Annotated in this window: 18 protein-coding genes and 3 tRNA genes; 7 read left to right on the top strand and 14 right to left on the bottom strand. The window is 66.4% G+C overall.

Annotation, left to right across the window (positions count from 1 at the left end):
* Window positions 1-4: 4 nt before the first annotated feature.
* The 4 genes from AC5P8R_RS04720 to AC5P8R_RS04705 form a co-directional block, all read right to left on the bottom strand.
* Complete coding sequence (locus AC5P8R_RS04720) at window positions 5-337, bottom strand: SMR family transporter (protein WP_014647841.1); 333 nt, start codon at window positions 335-337, stop codon at window positions 5-7.
* Window positions 338-350: 13 nt separating this feature from the next.
* Entirely contained in the window at window positions 351-923 is a 573-nt protein-coding gene (locus AC5P8R_RS04715) for a TetR/AcrR family transcriptional regulator (protein WP_041863653.1), read from the bottom strand.
* A 91-nt stretch (window positions 924-1,014) separates the two neighbouring features.
* Window positions 1,015-1,248 carry a DUF1653 domain-containing protein gene (locus AC5P8R_RS04710; protein WP_014647839.1) on the bottom strand — a complete coding sequence of 78 codons (234 nt, stop codon included), beginning with the start codon at window positions 1,246-1,248 and terminating at the stop codon, window positions 1,015-1,017.
* A gap of 12 nt (window positions 1,249-1,260) precedes the next feature.
* The gene (locus AC5P8R_RS04705; RefSeq protein ID WP_014647838.1) at window positions 1,261-1,542 is read right to left on the bottom strand and encodes a hypothetical protein; all 282 of its coding nucleotides are present in this window, start codon (window positions 1,540-1,542) and stop codon (window positions 1,261-1,263) included.
* A 401-nt stretch (window positions 1,543-1,943) separates the two neighbouring features.
* Between AC5P8R_RS04705 and AC5P8R_RS04700 the strand changes: the two genes are divergently transcribed.
* From AC5P8R_RS04700 to AC5P8R_RS04690, 3 genes are all read left to right on the top strand, one after another.
* Window positions 1,944-2,150, top strand: a complete 207-nt coding sequence (locus AC5P8R_RS04700) for a hypothetical protein (protein WP_046431774.1) — start codon at window positions 1,944-1,946, stop codon at window positions 2,148-2,150.
* Between the two features lie 131 nt (window positions 2,151-2,281).
* The gene (locus AC5P8R_RS04695) at window positions 2,282-2,845 is read left to right on the top strand and encodes a DUF3011 domain-containing protein (RefSeq protein WP_032956176.1); all 564 of its coding nucleotides are present in this window, start codon (window positions 2,282-2,284) and stop codon (window positions 2,843-2,845) included.
* 174 nt (window positions 2,846-3,019) lie between these two features.
* Window positions 3,020-3,223, top strand: a complete 204-nt coding sequence (locus tag AC5P8R_RS04690; RefSeq protein ID WP_005417823.1) for a hypothetical protein — start codon at window positions 3,020-3,022, stop codon at window positions 3,221-3,223.
* Between the two features lie 139 nt (window positions 3,224-3,362).
* Here the strand turns inward: AC5P8R_RS04690 and dxs are convergent, their stop codons facing one another.
* From dxs to AC5P8R_RS04655, 7 genes are all read right to left on the bottom strand, one after another.
* Complete coding sequence (dxs, locus tag AC5P8R_RS04685; RefSeq protein ID WP_495223042.1) at window positions 3,363-5,270, bottom strand: 1-deoxy-D-xylulose-5-phosphate synthase; 1,908 nt, start codon at window positions 5,268-5,270, stop codon at window positions 3,363-3,365.
* 105 nt (window positions 5,271-5,375) lie between these two features.
* A complete protein-coding gene (locus AC5P8R_RS04680; RefSeq protein ID WP_111206890.1) occupies window positions 5,376-6,041 on the bottom strand; it encodes an HNH endonuclease in 666 nt (221 codons plus the stop codon).
* Window positions 6,042-6,457: 416 nt separating this feature from the next.
* Complete coding sequence (locus AC5P8R_RS04675; protein WP_169410967.1) at window positions 6,458-8,248, bottom strand: acyl-CoA dehydrogenase C-terminal domain-containing protein; 1,791 nt, start codon at window positions 8,246-8,248, stop codon at window positions 6,458-6,460.
* A 64-nt stretch (window positions 8,249-8,312) separates the two neighbouring features.
* Window positions 8,313-8,789 carry an LEA/WHy family protein gene (locus AC5P8R_RS04670; RefSeq protein ID WP_075076313.1) on the bottom strand — a complete coding sequence of 159 codons (477 nt, stop codon included), beginning with the start codon at window positions 8,787-8,789 and terminating at the stop codon, window positions 8,313-8,315.
* 165 nt (window positions 8,790-8,954) lie between these two features.
* Window positions 8,955-9,506 carry a lipocalin family protein gene (locus AC5P8R_RS04665; protein WP_049405026.1) on the bottom strand — a complete coding sequence of 184 codons (552 nt, stop codon included), beginning with the start codon at window positions 9,504-9,506 and terminating at the stop codon, window positions 8,955-8,957.
* A 142-nt stretch (window positions 9,507-9,648) separates the two neighbouring features.
* Window positions 9,649-9,724 (bottom strand) — tRNA-Phe (locus AC5P8R_RS04660).
* A gap of 72 nt (window positions 9,725-9,796) precedes the next feature.
* Window positions 9,797-9,872 (bottom strand) — tRNA-Phe (locus AC5P8R_RS04655).
* A gap of 333 nt (window positions 9,873-10,205) precedes the next feature.
* On the opposite strand from AC5P8R_RS04655, the gene curA reads away from it, so the two are divergent.
* Window positions 10,206-11,231, top strand: coding sequence for an NADPH-dependent curcumin/dihydrocurcumin reductase (curA, locus tag AC5P8R_RS04650; protein ID WP_495223041.1), 1,026 nt, complete (start codon window positions 10,206-10,208; stop codon window positions 11,229-11,231).
* An 82-nt stretch (window positions 11,232-11,313) separates the two neighbouring features.
* On the opposite strand, the gene AC5P8R_RS04645 is transcribed toward curA, so the two are convergent.
* Window positions 11,314-12,156, bottom strand: a complete 843-nt coding sequence (locus AC5P8R_RS04645; RefSeq protein WP_049408320.1) for a bifunctional transcriptional activator/DNA repair enzyme AdaA — start codon at window positions 12,154-12,156, stop codon at window positions 11,314-11,316.
* A gap of 129 nt (window positions 12,157-12,285) precedes the next feature.
* Here AC5P8R_RS04645 and AC5P8R_RS04640 point away from each other — a divergent pair, with 129 nt between their 5' ends.
* Window positions 12,286-13,047: an SDR family oxidoreductase gene (locus AC5P8R_RS04640; protein WP_049442395.1), complete on the top strand. Its 762-nt coding sequence runs from the start codon at window positions 12,286-12,288 to the stop codon at window positions 13,045-13,047.
* 6 nt (window positions 13,048-13,053) lie between these two features.
* On the opposite strand, the gene AC5P8R_RS04635 is transcribed toward AC5P8R_RS04640, so the two are convergent.
* Entirely contained in the window at window positions 13,054-13,539 is a 486-nt protein-coding gene (locus AC5P8R_RS04635) for a hypothetical protein (protein WP_495223057.1), read from the bottom strand.
* Window positions 13,540-13,697: 158 nt separating this feature from the next.
* On the opposite strand from AC5P8R_RS04635, the gene AC5P8R_RS04630 reads away from it, so the two are divergent.
* Window positions 13,698-13,871 carry a hypothetical protein gene (locus tag AC5P8R_RS04630; protein WP_006457496.1) on the top strand — a complete coding sequence of 58 codons (174 nt, stop codon included), beginning with the start codon at window positions 13,698-13,700 and terminating at the stop codon, window positions 13,869-13,871.
* Between the two features lie 61 nt (window positions 13,872-13,932).
* Here AC5P8R_RS04630 and AC5P8R_RS04625 read toward each other — a convergent pair.
* Window positions 13,933-14,008: transfer RNA gene (locus tag AC5P8R_RS04625), tRNA-Ala, on the bottom strand.
* Window positions 14,009-14,239: 231 nt separating this feature from the next.
* Here AC5P8R_RS04625 and AC5P8R_RS04620 point away from each other — a divergent pair.
* Window positions 14,240-16,570 carry a TonB-dependent receptor gene (locus AC5P8R_RS04620; protein ID WP_046431763.1) on the top strand — a complete coding sequence of 777 codons (2,331 nt, stop codon included), beginning with the start codon at window positions 14,240-14,242 and terminating at the stop codon, window positions 16,568-16,570.
* The last annotated feature ends 29 nt before the right edge of the window (window positions 16,571-16,599 follow it).

The following is a 16,599-nucleotide window of genomic DNA, read 5'->3' as shown; positions in this document are numbered from 1 at the left end:
GTGTTCAGTGCGCGCTGCTGCGCGAGAACAGGTTGATCACCAGCACGCCGGCGCAGATCAGCGCGATGCCGGCCAGCGCAGCTGCATCCAGCCGCTGCTTGAACACCACCAGGCCGATCAGCGAGATCAGCACGATGCCGACGCCGGACCAGATCGCATAGGCGATGCCGGTCGGCACCGACTTCATGGTGACCGACAGCAGGTAGAAGCACAGCCCGTAGCCGACCAGCGCGCCCAGTGTCGGCCACAGCCGGCTCATGCCGTCCGAGGCCTTCAGCAGCGACGTGGCAATCACTTCCAGCACGATGGCGGCGGCCAGGTAGATATAGGGGTTCATCGCGGGCTCCGGGTCACTGCGGGTCGCACAGCTTGAGGGCCTGCTCGGCCATCGCCAGCGCATTGAGGCGCTCTGCTTCGTCCAGCGGCCGACCATAGGCGGTGGCCCAATAGCCATCGGCCGCGCAGCGTGCCGCGTACAGGCGCGGATCGTCGGCTTCGCCGGGGAACTCGGCCAGCATCGCGCGCTTCCAGTCGCGCCAGTGCGCCAGCAGGGCCGGCTCCATCAGGTTGCCCAGGGTCAGGCCGATGTCGTTGTCCTGTTCCTGCTGCAGCAGGTGCTCGAAGTTGGCCCGCACATAGGCGCGGCTGAAGCAGCCGTGGCCGGGCGTGCCGTCCTGCAGGAGCGTGCGCACACGCGCCTCGAATTCGCCGATGAGTGCGCCGATGGCTTCATCGACCAGCGCCTGCTTGCTGCTGAAATGGTGGAACAACGCGCCCTTGCTGACCCCGGCCACGCGCGCGACATCCTGCACGGTCAGTGCCGCCAGCCCGTTCTGGCCAATCACGGCGATGGTGGCGTGCAGCAATGACTGGCGCACGCTGTCGGGCGCTTTGCGCCGCGAGCGGGGAGTGGGCGGGGACATGATGGGAAGAAACCGACTGGACGGTATGATTGTAGCGCAGCCGGATCGCGTCACCGGCGCGACCATCGGCCACCGCCCGGTGGGAGCCGGATCAATCGTCGATGCGTGCGAAACGCGCCTGCGGGCCGTGTTTGCCTGGGACCTGCTCGACGAACATCGGGTAGGGGCGTACCCACAGGCCACCTTCGCCGTAGAGTGCGCGGTACAGCACCAATGGTTCCAGCGTCTCGCTGCTGCGGACGATGTCGATCACTTCGTATTCGCCGCCCTTGAAGTGGCGATACCGGCCACGGGCGAGGTCGGGCAGGGGACTCAGCTCAGCCATGACGGGTCGTGCTCACTTGCGCGCCGGGCTGGCGGGCGTGGCGCAGTACGCGTCGATGGCCTCGGCGCTGTTGGCCAGGCCGTGTGCCTGTGCCAGCTCCCAGGGCCGCTCGCAGCGCTGGCTGTGTTCGCACCACTGGTAGCCGGCCGAGCCGATGCAGCCGTGCGCGTCGCGATCGCCGCCTACCTTGGGCATGGTTGTCGAAGGCTTGCCGTCGGCACGCGGGGCTGCATTGTCCGGGCTCGCGCATGCGGCCAGAACCAGCAGCGCTGGAATCAGAAGAAGCACCTTCATGCGCGAGCTCCGTGCGTAAAGCAACATTTTCTGTCGCAAATAGCCCGTCAGCAAGCGCTCAATGCACGGCGGCGCGGACCAACTCTTCGATCAGAATCAGATAGCTGGCCACGAAATAGAACTTCAGCAACGTCGAACGCTGGTGCGAGAAGAAGGTGCGCATGTGGAAGGGGCCCCTGTTGATGATGGTAGTGTGAAGCCCAGCTGACTCCGTGACAAGGATCACGGAATGAACGAGCTAAACGGACTCAGGGATGTGATGAGGCGAAGTTCCGACCCAAAGGCGCGGCATTTTCGTACAAATCTGATAGGCCATCCCGGAGGCGGTCGCTAGCCTGATGGTGTAACGGCGAGCGGCACGTCTGCCTGCCACCGCACCCTTTATCCGCAGGAGCCTCCCCATGGTCATCACCGTCCAATGCACTGCCCAGCGCTGGTCCGTACTGCACCCGCAGGCACGCGAGGCCACCCGCTACGCACGTGGCGCCGACGCCTTTGACGCCGCCGCCGCGCTGGCCCTGGAGCATCACCGCCGCACCGGCCAGCGCAGCACGGTGCGGGTCGAGGCGCTTGGCAACACGGTAGACGCGCTTCACGTCGGAGAGTGACGCCAGCAACCGTGACGCAGTCAGGTCCGGTTGCGTTGTTTGAATGGGGAAAAACTGCCGTTGCGCTCCCCTCTGTGCGCCGGGCCGTGAATCCCGGATGCTTGCGCCATCGTATTCATCTGGAGATCTCGATGGGCAAGGCACTCACTTGGCGCACCCTGGCCTGCACCCTGTTGCCGATGCTGGCGGCGGCCGGCGGCGCCCAGGCGCAGAGCTATGGCTACGGCTATGACGACGACCGCTATGGTGGCCGCGATGGCAGTGGCATCGTGCGCTGCGAGTCGGTCAAGAATCGCAGCAATGAGTGCCGCCTGGACGGCCGCGCGCGGTTGATCCGCCAGTTGTCCGGTTCGCCCTGTGTGGAAGGTGAGACCTGGGGCCAGTCGCGCAACGGCGTCTGGGTCACGCAGGGGTGCCGTGCCGAATTCGTCGGTGAATACCGCCGCGGTGGCGGCTGGGGTGGCAATGGTGGCGGCTGGGGCAATGGCAATGGCAACGGATGGGGCGGCGGCGATGTGGTCACCTGCCATTCCAATGGACATCGGCAGGAGTACTGCGATGCGCGCATCCGCCGGGGTGTGCGGCTGATCCGCCAGGACTCACGCAGCGCCTGCATCGAAGGCCAGAGCTGGGGCTGGGATCGCCGCGGCATCTGGGTGAGTGATGGCTGCCGGGCGCAGTTCCAGGTGAACTGACCTTTACGGGTTCAGCCCATGAAAATCAGAATAATCTGATACAGCTCACATTTTGAACGCCGTATTGTCTGCGATCAGGGCACGTTGCGTGCCCTGAATTCCAGCGGTGCCGTGTGCCATAACCGGCATGGGCATCCCGCCGCCGTCGATACGCTGTCTCAAGGAGTGAGCTGCATGTTGATCCGCCTGCAATGCGAACAGCGCCAGTGGCGCGTGCTGCATCCGGACCGGCCGGAGCCGATCGAGTTCCGCGATGGCGCCCGCGCCTACGACTTCGCCGAGACCCTGGCCCGCCTGCACTTTGTCGACACCGGTCAGCGTGCGGCCGTGCGCGTGGAAGCCAGCGGCGCATTCGTCGAAGCGGTCAGTTACGGCTGAGCGCGGGTGCCTGCCAAGGCAGGCACCCGGAATTCCATCATCCACGCATGGCGTGGATCTACGGGTTTCGAGCCTGGAGGGTGCGGACGCTGTCCGCGCCCATTGCGCCCTGTGTGGATCTACCGGGTGGTGATCGGCCTCAGCCTGCCGCGCTGAGCGGCGGGGTACCTGCGGCGAGCTGCGGCCAGCGCTTGAGCACAGCAGCGCGGATGCCGGCGGCGTCGATGCCGGCTTCGGCCAGCAGGTCTTCGCGGCTGGCATGGTGCTGGTAGCTGTCGGGCAGCCCCAGGTGCAGGATCGGACGCAGCACGCCTTCGGCATTGAGCAGTTCACCAACACCGGAGCCGGCACCACCGGCCACCACGTTGTCTTCGATCGTCACCAGGCCCTCATGCTGGGCGGCGACAGCCAGCACCAGCTCGCGGTCTAGCGGCTTGATGAAACGCATGTTGACCACGCTCAGGCCCAGTTCGCGACCGACCTGCTCGGCGGCGGCCACGGTGCTGCCGAAGGCGAGCAGGGCAATGCGGCTGCCCTGCAGGCGCAGTTCGCCCTTGCCGATCGGCAGGGTCGACAGGTCGGTGCCGGCTGCAACGCCAGTGCCGGTGCCGCGCGGGTAGCGCACGGCGGCCGGGCCCGGGTGCTGCAGGCCGGTGCTGAGCATCTGCCGGCACTCGGCTTCGTGGGACGGTGCCATCACCACCAGGTTCGGCACGCAGCGCAGGAAGCTCAGGTCGAGGTTGCCGGCGTGGGTCGCACCGTCCGGGCCGACCACGCCGGCGCGGTCAATCGCGAACAGCACGTCCAGGTCCTGGATGGCCACGTCATGTACCAGCTGGTCGTACGCGCGCTGCAGGAAGGTCGAGTAGATCGCCACCACCGGCTTGCCACCCTGTGTGGCCATGCCGGCGGCGAGGGTGACCGCATGCTGTTCGGCAATCGCCACGTCGAAATAGCGCTGCGGGTATTCCTTGCTGAAACGCACCAGGCCGGAGCCTTCGCGCATCGCCGGGGTGATGCCGTACAGGCGCGGCTCGGCGGCGGCGGCATCGCACAGCCAGTCGCTGAATACATCGGTGTAGGTCGGCTTCTTGGCCCCGGCCTTGGCCACCAGGCCCTTGTCCGGATCGAACGGGCCCACGGCGTGGTAACCGATCTGGTCGCCCTCGGCCGGCTCGTAACCCTTGCCCTTGGTGGTCATCACATGCAGCAGCTTCGGGCCCTTGGAGGCGCGCAGCGTCTTCAGCGTGGACAGCAGGGCGGGCATGTCGTGGCCGTCGATCGGGCCGGTGTAGTGGAAGCCCATTTCCTCAAACATCGTGGAAGGCACGAACATGCCCTTCCAGTGTTCTTCCCAGCGTTTCACGAAGCGTGCCGGATTGTTCTTCTTGTCACCGAGAATCTTCTTGCCGCCTTCGCGCAGCGCGTTGAGCGTGCGGCTGCCGGTGGCGCGGCCCAGCATCTTGGTCAGGCCGCCCACGGCCTCGGAGATCGACATGTTGTTGTCGTTGAGGATCACCAGCAGGTTTGGCTCCGGCTCCATGCCGCCAGCGTGCATCAGCGCTTCGAACGCCATGCCGGCGGTCATCGCGCCGTCACCGATCACCGCCACGATCTTGCGGTCGTCGCCTTCGGACTGGCGGGCGATGGCCATGCCCAGTGCGGCCGAGATCGAGGTCGAGGAGTGGCCGACACCAAAAGTGTCGTACTCGCTTTCCTCGCGCTTCGGGAACGGCGCGATGCCGTCCTTCTGCTTGACGGTGTGGATCTCGTCGCGGCGGCCGGTCAGGATCTTGTGCGGGTAAGTCTGATGGCCGACGTCCCAGACCAGCTGGTCGTGCGGTGTCTGGTACAGGTAGTGCAGGGCCACGGTGAGCTCGATCACGCCCAGGCCGGCGGCGAAGTGGCCGCCACTCTTGCCCACCGATTCAATGAGGTAGGCGCGCAGTTCGTCGGCAACCGCCCTCAATTCGGATTCGTCGAACGTGCGCAGGTCATCCGGCGTCTGGATGCGCGCGAGGCGGGGATAGCGGGCAGAGTCGATCATCATGTTCGCACTTTTTCTGAACGCCCATTTTCGCCCTCAAACGGGGGTGGGGCAAGCAAACGCCGCCGTCCGTGACAGGACGGTGAGGGTTGCATTTTCAGGCGTTCAGGTGCTCAGTTTCGAGCGCTTGGGCAATTGCGCCTTCAGGAAGGCCATCTGGTCGGCCAGGATGTTGCGGTTGGACAGGATCAGGTGCTCGATCCAGCTGGGCCGGTAGGGCACTGCCAGCAGGGGCATGCCGGCCTGCTGCGGGGTGCGGTCGCTCTTGCGCGAATTGCAGTGGAAGCAGGCGGTGACCACGTTTTCCCAGCAGTCCAGGCCGCCCTTGGACAGCGGCATGACGTGGTCGCGGGTGAGCGTGGGGCGGCTGAACTGCTGGCCGCAGTACATGCACAGCTGGGCGTCGCGGGCGAAAAGGGCCTGGTTGGTCAGGTTCGGCGTCGGGTCGATCGCACGGGAGCGGGCGTGGCCGCGGGCGGCGATGATCGGGTGCAGGTCCATGCCGCTCTGCAGGCCGCTGAAACGGTTGGTGCCGCCGTGGATGTGCAGGCAGGGGTCGCCGAGCGTCCAGGCCACCGCCTCGCGGGCGTAGAGGCAAGCCGCATCCTGCCAGGTGATCCAGTCCAGTACGCGTCCGTGGGCATCAAGCGAGAGCAGCCGGACCGAACCGGGGCGATGCAGCGTCGTGGCGTTGGGCGATGCTTCGGCGCCCGGAGCAGAAAACGGAGCTCCGGCTTCGATCAGACCCAAGCGTGTAGTGTCTGTCTCCATCGGGAGAACAGCTTATACCTGAATCATTGCGATTTGGGTATCGCCCGGAGGGCGAAACCCAAATCGCAATGATTCAGGTCCGCGCATTCCTCCTATCCCCCGCACCTTTCGGTGCGCCCCCTTTAGCAACCCAGCCCGCCGTCGGCGCGCTGGGTTGCCCGCGCATTCTTCCTAATCCCCGCGCCTGTCGGCGCGCCCCCTTTAACAAAAGGGGGCTCTTCTCCAGAAGGATTTCAGGGGTTCTCATCCACGCGTGGCGTGGATCTACAGCAGCGGAAATCTGTCGAAGGCGGGGTGGGTCCGGTGGCGTGCGCCGTCCCCCGCAATTGGACCCACCTCGCCATCCCGCAGGAAGCCGGCTGTTGCGGTTGCCGGCCAGCGGCCGGCACTACCGCGGGTGCCGGGCGAAGCCCGGCTCAGGCGCCGAAGCGCTCGTCGTCCATGGCCATCAGCGGCGCGGCGCCGGCCTGGATCGCGGCGGCGTGGCTGAGGGTGCGCGGCAGCACGCGGGCGAAGTAGAACCGTGCGGTCTCGCGCTTGCCCTGGGCGAAGGCGGCGCCGTGCGCGCTGGCATCGGCGGCGGCCACGCTGCGGGCCCACCAGTAGGCCAGCACCACGTAACCCGAATAGAACAGGTAGTCGTAGCTGGCCGCGCCCAGTTCGTCGGGATTGGCGGCCGCGCGCTGCAGCACGTCCATCGTCAGCTTGCCCCATTCGGCGGCCTTGGCGCGCAGCGGGCCGATGAACTCGGCCAGCGCTTCGTTGCCCTCGTGTTCCTTGGCGAAGGCTTCGATCTCGGCCAGCATCAGCTTCAGGCCGGCGCCCTGGCTGGATGCGGTCTTGCGGCCGATCAGGTCCAGCGCCTGGATGCCGGTGGTGCCTTCATACAGCGTGGTGATGCGTGCATCGCGGGCCAGCTGCTCCATGCCGTGCTCGCGGATGTAGCCGTGGCCACCGAAGCACTGCAGGGCGTTGTAGGTGTTCTCGATGCCCCATTCGGTCTGGCAGGCCTTGGAGATCGGGGTCAGGAAGCTCACCAGGGTGTCGGCGCGCTCGCGCTCGGCGGCATCCTCGGCGTGGTGGGCGATGTCGATCAGGGTGGCGGCGTGCAGTGCCAGCAGGCGGCTGCCTTCGACCAGCGACTTCACGGTCAGCAGCATGCGACGCACGTCCGGGTGGACCAGGATCGGGTCGGCCGGCTTGTCCGGGAACCTGGCGCCGCTCAGGGCGCGCGACTGCAGGCGCTCACGGCTGTACTTCAGTGCGTTCTGGTAGGCGCGCTCGGACAGGCCGATGCCCTGCAGGCCGACACCCAGGCGCGCGGTGTTCATCATGGTGAACATGGCCTGCAGGCCCTTGTGCGGCTGGCCGACCAGGTAACCCTGCGCACCATCGAAGTTCATCACGCAGGTGACCGACCCCTTGATGCCCATCTTGTGTTCGATCGAGCCACAGCGCAGTGCATTGCGCTCGCCGACGTTGCCATCGCGGTCGACCTTGAACTTCGGGGTGACGAACAGCGAGATGCCCTTGGCGCCCGGAGGGGCGTCGGGCAGCTTGGCCAGCACCAGGTGCACGATGTTCTCGGTCAGGTCGTGCTCGCCGGCGGTGATGAAGATCTTGGTGCCGGTGATCGAGTAGCTGCCGTCGGCGTTCGGCTCGGCCTTGGTCTTGAGCAGGCCCAGGTCGGTGCCGCAGTGCGGCTCGGTCAGGCACATCGTGCCGGTCCAGCGGCCTTCGATCAGCGGCTTGAGGAAGGCGTCGTGCTGCCACGCCTCGCCGTGCTGCTTCAGCGCTTCAATGGCGCCGTGCGAGAGCAGCGGGAAGTTGCCCCACGCCAGGTTGGCGGCGTTGATCATTTCGTTGAGCGGCACCCCCAGGGTGTGCGGCAGGCCCTGGCCGCCCAGCTCCGGCGAGGCGGTCAGGCCGGTCCAGCCGCCATCGACGAACTGGTCGTAGGCCTGCTTGAAGCCGGGCGGGGTGGTCACTTCACCGGTGGCCTGGTCGAGTACGCAGCCGATCTCGTCGCCGACGCTGTTGAGCGGGGCCAGCACGGTGGCGCTGAAGCGGCCGGCTTCCTCCAGAACGGCATCGACCACGTCGGCGGTGGCGTCGCTGAAGCCCAGGCGGGCGAACAGGGGTTCGACCTTGAGCACGTCGTGCAGGGCGAAACGGAGGTCGGAAAGCGGGGCGGTGTAGCTGCTCATCGGTACGTCTCGATTTGATCGGGGCAGAGGGGAGCGGCGCCGGGCGCCGCGACGAAAGGCGGGTTCAGCGCAGCACGCCGGGCAGGCCGGGGGCCTGGTTGAGGGTGCTGCGGCTGCTGATGTCGAAGCTGCGCTGCTTCTTTTCCTGCGGCGTGGCCGCCACCGTTCCCTTCAGGGCGTAGGCCAGGGTGCGGTTGCTGGCCAGCGCGTCGGCCACCACCAGGCGCGCGGTCGAGCTGGGCACGAGGTCGACATTGATGACGTCGGCGGAGGTGCCGCCGATGGAGATGCCGGGCTTGACCTGCAGGGTGCCGGCATCGCTGTCGCCGACGGTCAGCGCCAGTGAGACATCATCGAAGGTCATCGGCATCGAGCTGAAGTTCTGCAGGCGCAGGGCCACGGTCCAGTTGCCGTCGGCACGCACGGTCAGCTGCTGCAGGCTGGCCGCCGGTTCCGAAACACGCTTGACGATGCCGTTGCCGCAGGCAACAAGGGCGAGGGTGCACAGGACGATCAAGGCGGTACGGAAGCGGTGGAGCATGGGCGCAAGTCCTCTGGAGGGGGTGCGTTGGGGTAAGCATACTACGGCGTATGGTTTTATGGATCGCCCGGGGCGACCCGTCCGCAGAGGGTAGCGCGTGAAGATGGTGGTCGGGCATGCACAACGCCGGATGGCGCGCGCACGATGCGCCGGATGCGAAGCGGTTCAGTCGGCCGCGGGATCGCGCAGCGGGGCCATCAGGCGCAGTGGCCCGAGGTCGTACCCCATCGACTCGGCCTTGGCTTTCAACTGTTCGAACCGATCGCGCTCCATCTCCGGCAGGCGCGAGAGGATCCACAGATACTTGCGGCCGGGTTCGCCGACCAGGGCCCATTGATAGTCCGGGTCCAGCGCCAGCACCCAGTAGTCGGCCCAGACCAGGGGCGCCCAGCTCAGCCAGTCGGGGACGAAGCGCACCTGCAGTTGCCCGGGATGGCCGGCCACCGGGCGTGCCACGCCTTCGGCGACCACGCGCTCGCCGTCACCCTTGCGGCAGGCATTGGTGACGCTGATGCGGCCGTCGCGGCGCAGGCCATAGTTGGCGGTGATGTCGCCTACGCACTGCTTCTGGAACGAGACTGGAAGATGCGCGATCTCGTGCCATTGGCCCGCGTAGCGATCAATGTCCAGGTGCTCGACCGCGCGCACCGGTTCAGTGGCGATCACCGGGAAGGCGGCCAGCAGCAGGCAGGCGAGCAGGGCGGGGCGCAGATGCATCGGCAGGCTCCAGGCAGGAGTCTGGAGCGTAGGTGCCGCGGCCCGTGCCGGTGTAAATGTTTCGTCAACCGGGCCACGGTGGTCGCCGCTTGCGCGAAGCGCGAATAAAAAAAAGACCTGCATTTCTGCAGGTCTCTGAAGATGGTGGCCGAAGACGGAATCGAACCGCCGACACGGGGATTTTCAATCCCCTGCTCTACCAACTGAGCTACTCGGCCAAATTGTGCGGCTACCGCGGTGAATGCGGTTTCCGGAAAAAAAAGACCCGCATTTCTGCAGGCCTTCGAAAGTGGTGGCCGAAGACGGAATCGAACCGCCGACACGGGGATTTTCAATCCCCTGCTCTACCAACTGAGCTACTCGGCCACATGTTTCGTTGCAGCGAGGTCGCTGCCAAGGACGCGTATATTACGGAGGTCGGCTGCCTTCGGCAAGCGTTTTGCCAAGATTTCTTCACATTGCCCTCTGCGCGCTCGCAAGTGCTTGATCCTCCGTTGTGGGGCGGGCGTGCCCCATCGATTGTCGTCTGCGGTGGAAATCAGCAGGTCGCCGCGTTCGCCAAAGCTGCAAGGGCAAGGGGTGCGCCGGACCCGCGCGGGTCCGGGCAATGGAACGCTGTTTTCGTGGCCGCCATCGGGGATCGCCGCAGCGTAGTGTCGGCAGTCCTTTCCCGATGCTGGCAACAGCAGAGACCTGGCCATGTCCGATTGCTCCACCGCGTCCCGCATCGTGCTTGCCTCGCGTCCGCAGGGGGCGCCAAGTGCAGCCAATTTCCGCCTGGAACAGGTTGCGCTGCCGGCCCTGGCCGATGGCGAAGTGCTGCTGCGCAACCGCTACCTTTCGTTGGACCCGTACATGCGAGGACGCATGGACGAGGGCCCGTCGTATGCCGCGCCGGTGGCGGTAGGGGCGGTGATGGAAGGCCAGACTGTGGCCGAGGTGCTGCAATCCAAGGCCGAGGGCGTAACCGCAGGCGAGCTGGTGCTGGCGCCGGGGGGCTGGCAGACCCACGCGGTGCTGCCGGCCAAGGCGCTGGGGCGTCGTCTGGATCCGGCCGGGCTGCCGCTCAGTACGGCGCTGGGGGTATATGGCATGCCCGGCTTCACCGCCTATTCCAGCCTGCATGAAATCGCCCGTCTGAAGCCGGGCGAGACGTTGGTGGTAGCCGCCGCGACCGGGCCGGTGGGCGCGACCGTGGCGCAGCTGGCCAAGCTGCAGGGCGCGCGCGTGGTCGCCATCGCCGGTGGCGAGGCCAAGCGTGCCTATCTGCAGACGCTGGGCGTGGACGTGGCGCTGGATCATCGCGTGGCTGATTTTGCGGACCAGCTGCGCGCGGCAGTGCCTGCGGGCATCGACGTGTACTTCGAGAATGTCGGCGGCCATGTGCTGGATGCGGTGCTGCCGCTGCTCAACGACTTCGCCCGCATTCCGGTCTGCGGCACCATCGCTACCTACAACGAGCGGGGCGTCGAGCAGCCTGGCCCGGATCGGCTGCCGTCACTGTTCAGCCAGATCCTGCGCCAGCGCCTGACCGTGCGTGGTTTCATCGTGCACGACTTCAACCACCTGTGGCCGGACTTCGAACGCGAGATGCCGCACTGGCTGCGCGAGGGTCGCATCCAGTACCGCGAGGATGTGGTGGAAGGTCTGGAGAAGGCGCCGGAGGCGTTCTTCGGGCTGTTGCAGGGGCGCAACTTCGGCAAGCTGGTGGTGAAGCTGGATTGAGTGCTTGGTGGGTGTGCCGACCAAGGTCGGCCACTACCGGAAGCTGGGTGTGCCGACCAAGGTCGGCGGCTATCGGGTGGCGTCAGCCGTTGGCGACCTTTTCCCGGCGCAGCAGTTCGCGCTTGCGCGCAACGCCCCAGGCATAGCCGGACAGGTCACCGTCGCGGCGCACCACGCGGTGGCAGGGCACGGCTACCGCTAATGGATTGCTCGCGCAGGCACGTGCCACCGCACGACTCGAGCGTGGTGCACCGATATGCGCGGCAATATCCGCATACGACGCGGTCTGGCCGCGCGGAATCTGCTGCAGTGCCTGCCATACCCGCTGCTGGAAGGCGGTGCCGCGGATATCCAGCGGCAGTGTGGCGCCTCGCGAGGGATCCTCGACCAGGCCCACCACCTGTGCCACCAGTTGCTCATAGCCGTGGTCGGCACCGACCAGTTCGGCCTGGCGGAAGCGTTGCTGCAGTGACTGCAGCAGCGCCTCCGGATCGTCGCCGAGCAGGATCGCGACCACGCCGGTCCCGCTGCTGGCCACCAGCACGCTGCCCAGTGAGCTTTCGGCAAGCGCGAAGTGGATGACTTCGCCGCGACCACCTGCGCGCCATTGCTTGGGAGTCATGCCCAGCAACTTCGGTGCGTTCTCGTAGAAGCGCCCGCTGGAACCGAAGCCAGCATCGTGGAAGGCATCGGTGATGCGCTCCTGCTGTTCCAGCCCGGTGCGCAGGCGGTCGGCGCGCAGCGCGGCAGCGTACTGCTTGGGGGTCAGCCCGGTGGCCTGTTTGAACAGGCGATGCAGGCGCGTCGGGCTGCAGCCGGCGATGTCGGCCAGCTCCTGCAGCGAGGGCTCGTCGAGGCTGGCCTGCAGATGACGGCAGACCCGTTCGACGCGGGCGTCGAGGGCGGTGGTGGCGGTGCTGTCCATGGGCGGATTCTGGCACGTGCCGGTTCTGCGGAAACTCCGTTTCCTGCACCTGGCCGCGAGGCCCGGAAACGGAGTGTTGGTGGGCCGGAGGCGCGGCATCGCGGCCACTCCACAACCGGTACCACTCTCATGCGCCTGAACAACAAGATCGCTCTCATCACCGGTGCCAGCGCCGGCATTGGCCGCGCCAGTGCGCTGCGCTTCGCCGCCGAAGGGGCAAAGCTGGTGCTCAATGCGCGTCGGCCGCAACCGCTGCACGCACTGGCCGAGCAGATCCGTGCCGGCGGCGGCGAGGTGGTGGTGCATGCCGCCGACGTGGCCGAGCCGGGCACGGCACAGGCGTTGGTCGATCTGGCCCAGCAGTCATTCGGAGGCCTGGACATCGCGCTCAACAATGCCGGGATGCTCGGCCCCGGCGTGCCGGCAGCAGAGTTCCCGGCGGATGCGTGGCGCGAGGTGATGGCCACCAATCTCGATGCCGCTTTCCATGCCGCACGCGCGCAGTTGCCGGCATTGCTGGCACGCGGGGGTGGCTCGCTGGTGTTTGTCGGTACCTTTGTCGGCCATACCGTGGGCTTCCCGGGTATGGCCGCCTACGCGTCGAGCAAGGCCGGACTGATCGGCCTGAGCCAGGTGATCGCCGCCGAGTACGGCGCGCGTGGCGTACGCAGCAACGTGCTGCTGCCTGGCGGTACCGATACCGAGATGGGCCGGCAGGCCGCACCCACCGGCGATGCCCGCGACTTCGTGCGCTCGCTGCACGCACTCAAGCGCATGGCCGAGCCGGAGGAGATCGCCAACGCGGCGCTGTTCCTGGCCAGCGATGAAAGCAGTTTCGTTACCGGTACCGCGATGCGTGTTGAAGGTGGAGTGTCGATCACCCGTACCTGAGCGGCGTCATGAGCGCGGCGTGTAGCGGATACCGCTGCTGGCCATGAAGCCTTTCGGGTCGAACCGGGCCCATGCCTCGCCCCACTCGAATCGGGCGCGGCCACCTGCCAGTTTGCGCCCCAGAGCCGTGGCCAAGGTGCGACGCATGAAAGCGACTTCGGCATCGATCGCGACCTGGGTCGGCCAGCCGTCTTCCAGTGTCGCACCCGGCAGATCGACGCCGATCGTCACCATGTCGAGCTGTTGCCCGTGGAAGCACAGGCTGATGCCGGCGGGCGCACCGCCCAGACTGAGCCGGTGCAGGCTGAGCCAGTGATAGCCGGTGCCGGCATCGCGCTCGCCATGCATCAGCGTGGCGAAGGCGATGCGCGCCTCCTCCAGTGAAAGGGTGGGGCAGATCAACGTCGTCAGGTGGCCGAGCTGGATGCTGCCGTCCGCTGGATCGAGGCGCATTGGCAGCGTACGCGCGGCGTGCTGGGCGGGAGGTGACATCGCGGACTGGCTGGGCATGTTGGTCCGGATTCTGCAGAGCCGTGAGCTGCGGCGGCAAGCGGAACTGCACACGCTGTTCGCGCGGGCCTGACCTGCGGATCACTGCGCAGCCTCTAGCGTGAAGTCCTGATCGGCCTTCGCCGGCACAGGAGACTTCGATGAGCGAGCGCGACAAAGACCCTGGCGATCCGAAACAGGGCGTACAGGAAAGCCGTCAGGACAGGGCGCAGGAGGACGTGGCAAAGCAGCGGCCGGGGCAGCGCGATCAGCAGGTGCGTGATACGCATTCGCGTGGTCCACGCCGCAAGGACGGGGATCAGGAACCTGCCTGACTCGTGATCGATGCAAGAAAAAACCCGCAGATCGCGACGATCGGCGGGTCTTCTTAATGAGTGGTGGAGCCAAGGAGGATCGAACTCCTGACCTCGTCATTGCGAACGACGCGCTCTCCCAGCTGAGCTATGGCCCCACGGCAGGGCTTCAGTGTATCCAACTGGCTGCGCCTTGCCAAGCCGATCCGGGATGTGCCGGACGGCGTGGCATGAAGGCGTGCACTGTGCCGAAACCGTCCGGTTTGTCGGGCCCGGATGCCGCGCAACGAAATCGTAACAATTTGGGGGATAATGGCGGCTTGCGCAGTTCTCCTCCTTTTTGCCGCCCGGCTCGCGCAGGCCGCACGGACGCCTCCTCAGAGCATTCCATGCCCTCCCATTCCGATTCCCGCCGCCTGTCGGGTATGTCGTCTTCCTTCGTTTCCTTCCGCCGCCATCCGCTGGCCCTGGCCTGTGCCGGCCTGGCCCTGGTCGGCAGCTTTGGTGCCGCCGCGCAGGACAGCGCGCCGACCCCGACGGGCCTGGACACGATCACCGTGACCGCCGAGCACCGCGAGCAGAACCTGCAGGAAGTGCCGGTCTCGGTGGGCGTGGTGCAGGGCGAGCGCATGCGCGACTTCACCGCCGGCGGCGACGACACCCTGCTGGCGCTGTCCGGCCGCGTGCCGAGCCTGTATGCGGAAACCACCACCGGCCGCATCTTCCCGCGCTTCTATATCCGCGGCCTGGGCAACATCGACTTCTACCTGGGTGCCTCGCAGCCGGTGTCGATCATCCAGGACGACGTGGTGCTGGAGCACGTGGTGCTGAAGTCCAACCCGGTCTATGACGTGGACCAGGTGGAAGTGCTGCGCGGCCCGCAGGGCTCGCTGTTCGGCCGCAACACCACCGCCGGCATCATCAAGTTCGACACGCTGAAGCCGACCCAGGACTACACCGGCCGCGTCAGCGCCAGCTATGCGACCTACAACAGCGTGTCGATCGACGGCGGCTTTGGCGGCCCGATCAACGACATCGCCTCGTTCCGCGTGTCGGCGCTGTACCAGCACCGCGACGACTACGTCGACAACACCTACAAGGGCCCGAGCGCTGACGGCACGGTCAGCCCGAAGAAGAACGCCATGGGCGGCTTCGATGACCGCAACGTGCGCGCGCAGCTGCTGCTGACCCCGAGCGACCAGTTCTCGATCCTGGCCTCGGCCCACGCCCGTGATTACGAAGGCACCTCGACCCTGTTCCTGCGTGGTGCGCTGACCAAGGGCTCGAACAAGACCGACGTGCCGCGCGACCAGGTCGCCTACGACGAAGCCGACAACAACCCGCAGGCCTACAAGACCTACGGTGGCTCGGTGAAGGCGCGTTACGACTTCGGCGCGATCGACTTCACCTCGATCACCGCCTACGAAACCACCTCCGGCTACAGCCGTGGCGACACCGACGGCGGCGCGGCGGTGAACTTCCCGGTGAACGGCGTGCCGAACGGCTACGGCCAGTCGATGGGCCGCATCCGTGATCTGGACCAGTGGACCCAGGAATTCCGCCTGGCCAGCCATGACGACAGCGCCCTGCAGTGGCAGGCCGGTGCGTTCTACTTCAACGGCAGCGACACCACCGACTTCTACCAGCGTGCGTGGTTCCTGCAGGGTGCGGCCCGCAACCCGAACAACTGGGTGCGCCTGCGCAACAAGAACACCTCGTGGGCCGGTTTCGGCCAGCTGAGCTACGCCTTCACCGACAAGTTCACCGTCACGGCCGGCCTGCGCCAGACCAAGGACGAGAAGCACACCCGCCTGCTGAAGACCGCTGACACCGCCGCCGGCGTGGTGACCTACAAGGGCCGCACCGACGTCAAGATGTCCGACACCACCCCGAGCTGGGATCTGAGCGCGATGTACCAGATCACGCCGGACGTGAGCGTCTATGCGAAGGTCGCACGCGGCTTCCGCGGCCCGACCATCCAGGGCCGTTCGGCGGTGTTCAATGCCGACTTCACCACCGCCGATTCCGAGACCATCCTGTCCTGGGAAGCCGGCGTGAAGAGCAGCCTGTGGGACAACCGCCTGCGCCTGAACGCCACCGCGTTCACCTACACCGTCAATGACATCCAGCTCAACGGCAACGATTCGGACGGCAACGGCGTGCTGTTCAATGCCGACAAGGCCAAGGCCTACGGTTTCGAAGCGGACATGGAGCTGCGCCCGATCCCGAACCTGACCCTGAGCGCCGGCGTCAGCCTGCTGCACAGCGAGATCAAGGACAAGCGCGTCTACGCGCAGGTCTGCGGCCTCAACGGCAAGGTGGTGTGCACGGTGAATGACCCGACCATCAAGGTCGGTGCCAATACCTTCGCGCAGATCGACGGCAACCCGCTGCCGAACGCGCCGAAGTACAACGTCAACCTGGCCGCCCGCTACGACTTCCCGGTCAGCGACGCGGGCACCATGTTCGTGTCCACCGACTGGAACAAGCAGGGCTACACCAGCTTCGTGCTGTACGACAGCAAGGAGTTCAACTCCAAGGGTGATTTCGAGGGCGGCCTGAAGATCGGCTACTCGGGCAACTACGGTGCCTATGAAGTGGCGCTGTTCGCGCGCAACATCACCAACGAGAAGAACCTCAAGGGTGTGATCGAGAACTACATGGCCGCGGTCTACAACGAACCGCGCACCGTCGGTGTCTCGTTGAACATGAACTGGTAAGGCATTGCCGCGAGGGTGGGCGGTCCCAC

The sequence above is a fragment of the Stenotrophomonas sp. YJH_SMC_73 genome (genome assembly GCF_059370155.1).
This window is presented reverse-complemented; position numbering and strand designations above follow the sequence as displayed.

Bases quoted from the DNA above. Each gene is read 5' to 3' on its own strand.
- AC5P8R_RS04675 (WP_169410967.1), bottom strand. From the start codon at position 8,248: ATGAGCAGCTACACCGCCCCGCTTTCCGACCTCCGTTTCGCCCTGCAC.
- AC5P8R_RS04630 (WP_006457496.1), top strand. From the start codon at position 13,698: ATGAGCGAGCGCGACAAAGACCCTGGCGATCCGAAACAGGGCGTACAG.
- AC5P8R_RS04715 (WP_041863653.1), bottom strand. From the start codon at position 923: ATGTCCCCGCCCACTCCCCGCTCGCGGCGCAAAGCGCCCGACAGCGTG.
- AC5P8R_RS04710 (WP_014647839.1), bottom strand. From the start codon at position 1,248: ATGGCTGAGCTGAGTCCCCTGCCCGACCTCGCCCGTGGCCGGTATCGC.
- curA (WP_495223041.1), top strand. From the start codon at position 10,206: ATGTCCGATTGCTCCACCGCGTCCCGCATCGTGCTTGCCTCGCGTCCG.
- dxs (WP_495223042.1), bottom strand. From the start codon at position 5,270: ATGATCGACTCTGCCCGCTATCCCCGCCTCGCGCGCATCCAGACGCCG.
- AC5P8R_RS04635 (WP_495223057.1), bottom strand. From the start codon at position 13,539: ATGTCACCTCCCGCCCAGCACGCCGCGCGTACGCTGCCAATGCGCCTC.
- AC5P8R_RS04690 (WP_005417823.1), top strand. From the start codon at position 3,020: ATGTTGATCCGCCTGCAATGCGAACAGCGCCAGTGGCGCGTGCTGCAT.
- AC5P8R_RS04665 (WP_049405026.1), bottom strand. From the start codon at position 9,506: ATGCATCTGCGCCCCGCCCTGCTCGCCTGCCTGCTGCTGGCCGCCTTC.
- AC5P8R_RS04705 (WP_014647838.1), bottom strand. From the start codon at position 1,542: ATGAAGGTGCTTCTTCTGATTCCAGCGCTGCTGGTTCTGGCCGCATGC.
- AC5P8R_RS04645 (WP_049408320.1), bottom strand. From the start codon at position 12,156: ATGGACAGCACCGCCACCACCGCCCTCGACGCCCGCGTCGAACGGGTC.
- AC5P8R_RS04640 (WP_049442395.1), top strand. From the start codon at position 12,286: ATGCGCCTGAACAACAAGATCGCTCTCATCACCGGTGCCAGCGCCGGC.
- AC5P8R_RS04695 (WP_032956176.1), top strand. From the start codon at position 2,282: ATGGGCAAGGCACTCACTTGGCGCACCCTGGCCTGCACCCTGTTGCCG.
- AC5P8R_RS04620 (WP_046431763.1), top strand. From the start codon at position 14,240: ATGCCCTCCCATTCCGATTCCCGCCGCCTGTCGGGTATGTCGTCTTCC.
- AC5P8R_RS04700 (WP_046431774.1), top strand. From the start codon at position 1,944: ATGGTCATCACCGTCCAATGCACTGCCCAGCGCTGGTCCGTACTGCAC.
- AC5P8R_RS04680 (WP_111206890.1), bottom strand. From the start codon at position 6,041: ATGGAGACAGACACTACACGCTTGGGTCTGATCGAAGCCGGAGCTCCG.
- AC5P8R_RS04670 (WP_075076313.1), bottom strand. From the start codon at position 8,789: ATGCTCCACCGCTTCCGTACCGCCTTGATCGTCCTGTGCACCCTCGCC.
- AC5P8R_RS04720 (WP_014647841.1), bottom strand. From the start codon at position 337: ATGAACCCCTATATCTACCTGGCCGCCGCCATCGTGCTGGAAGTGATT.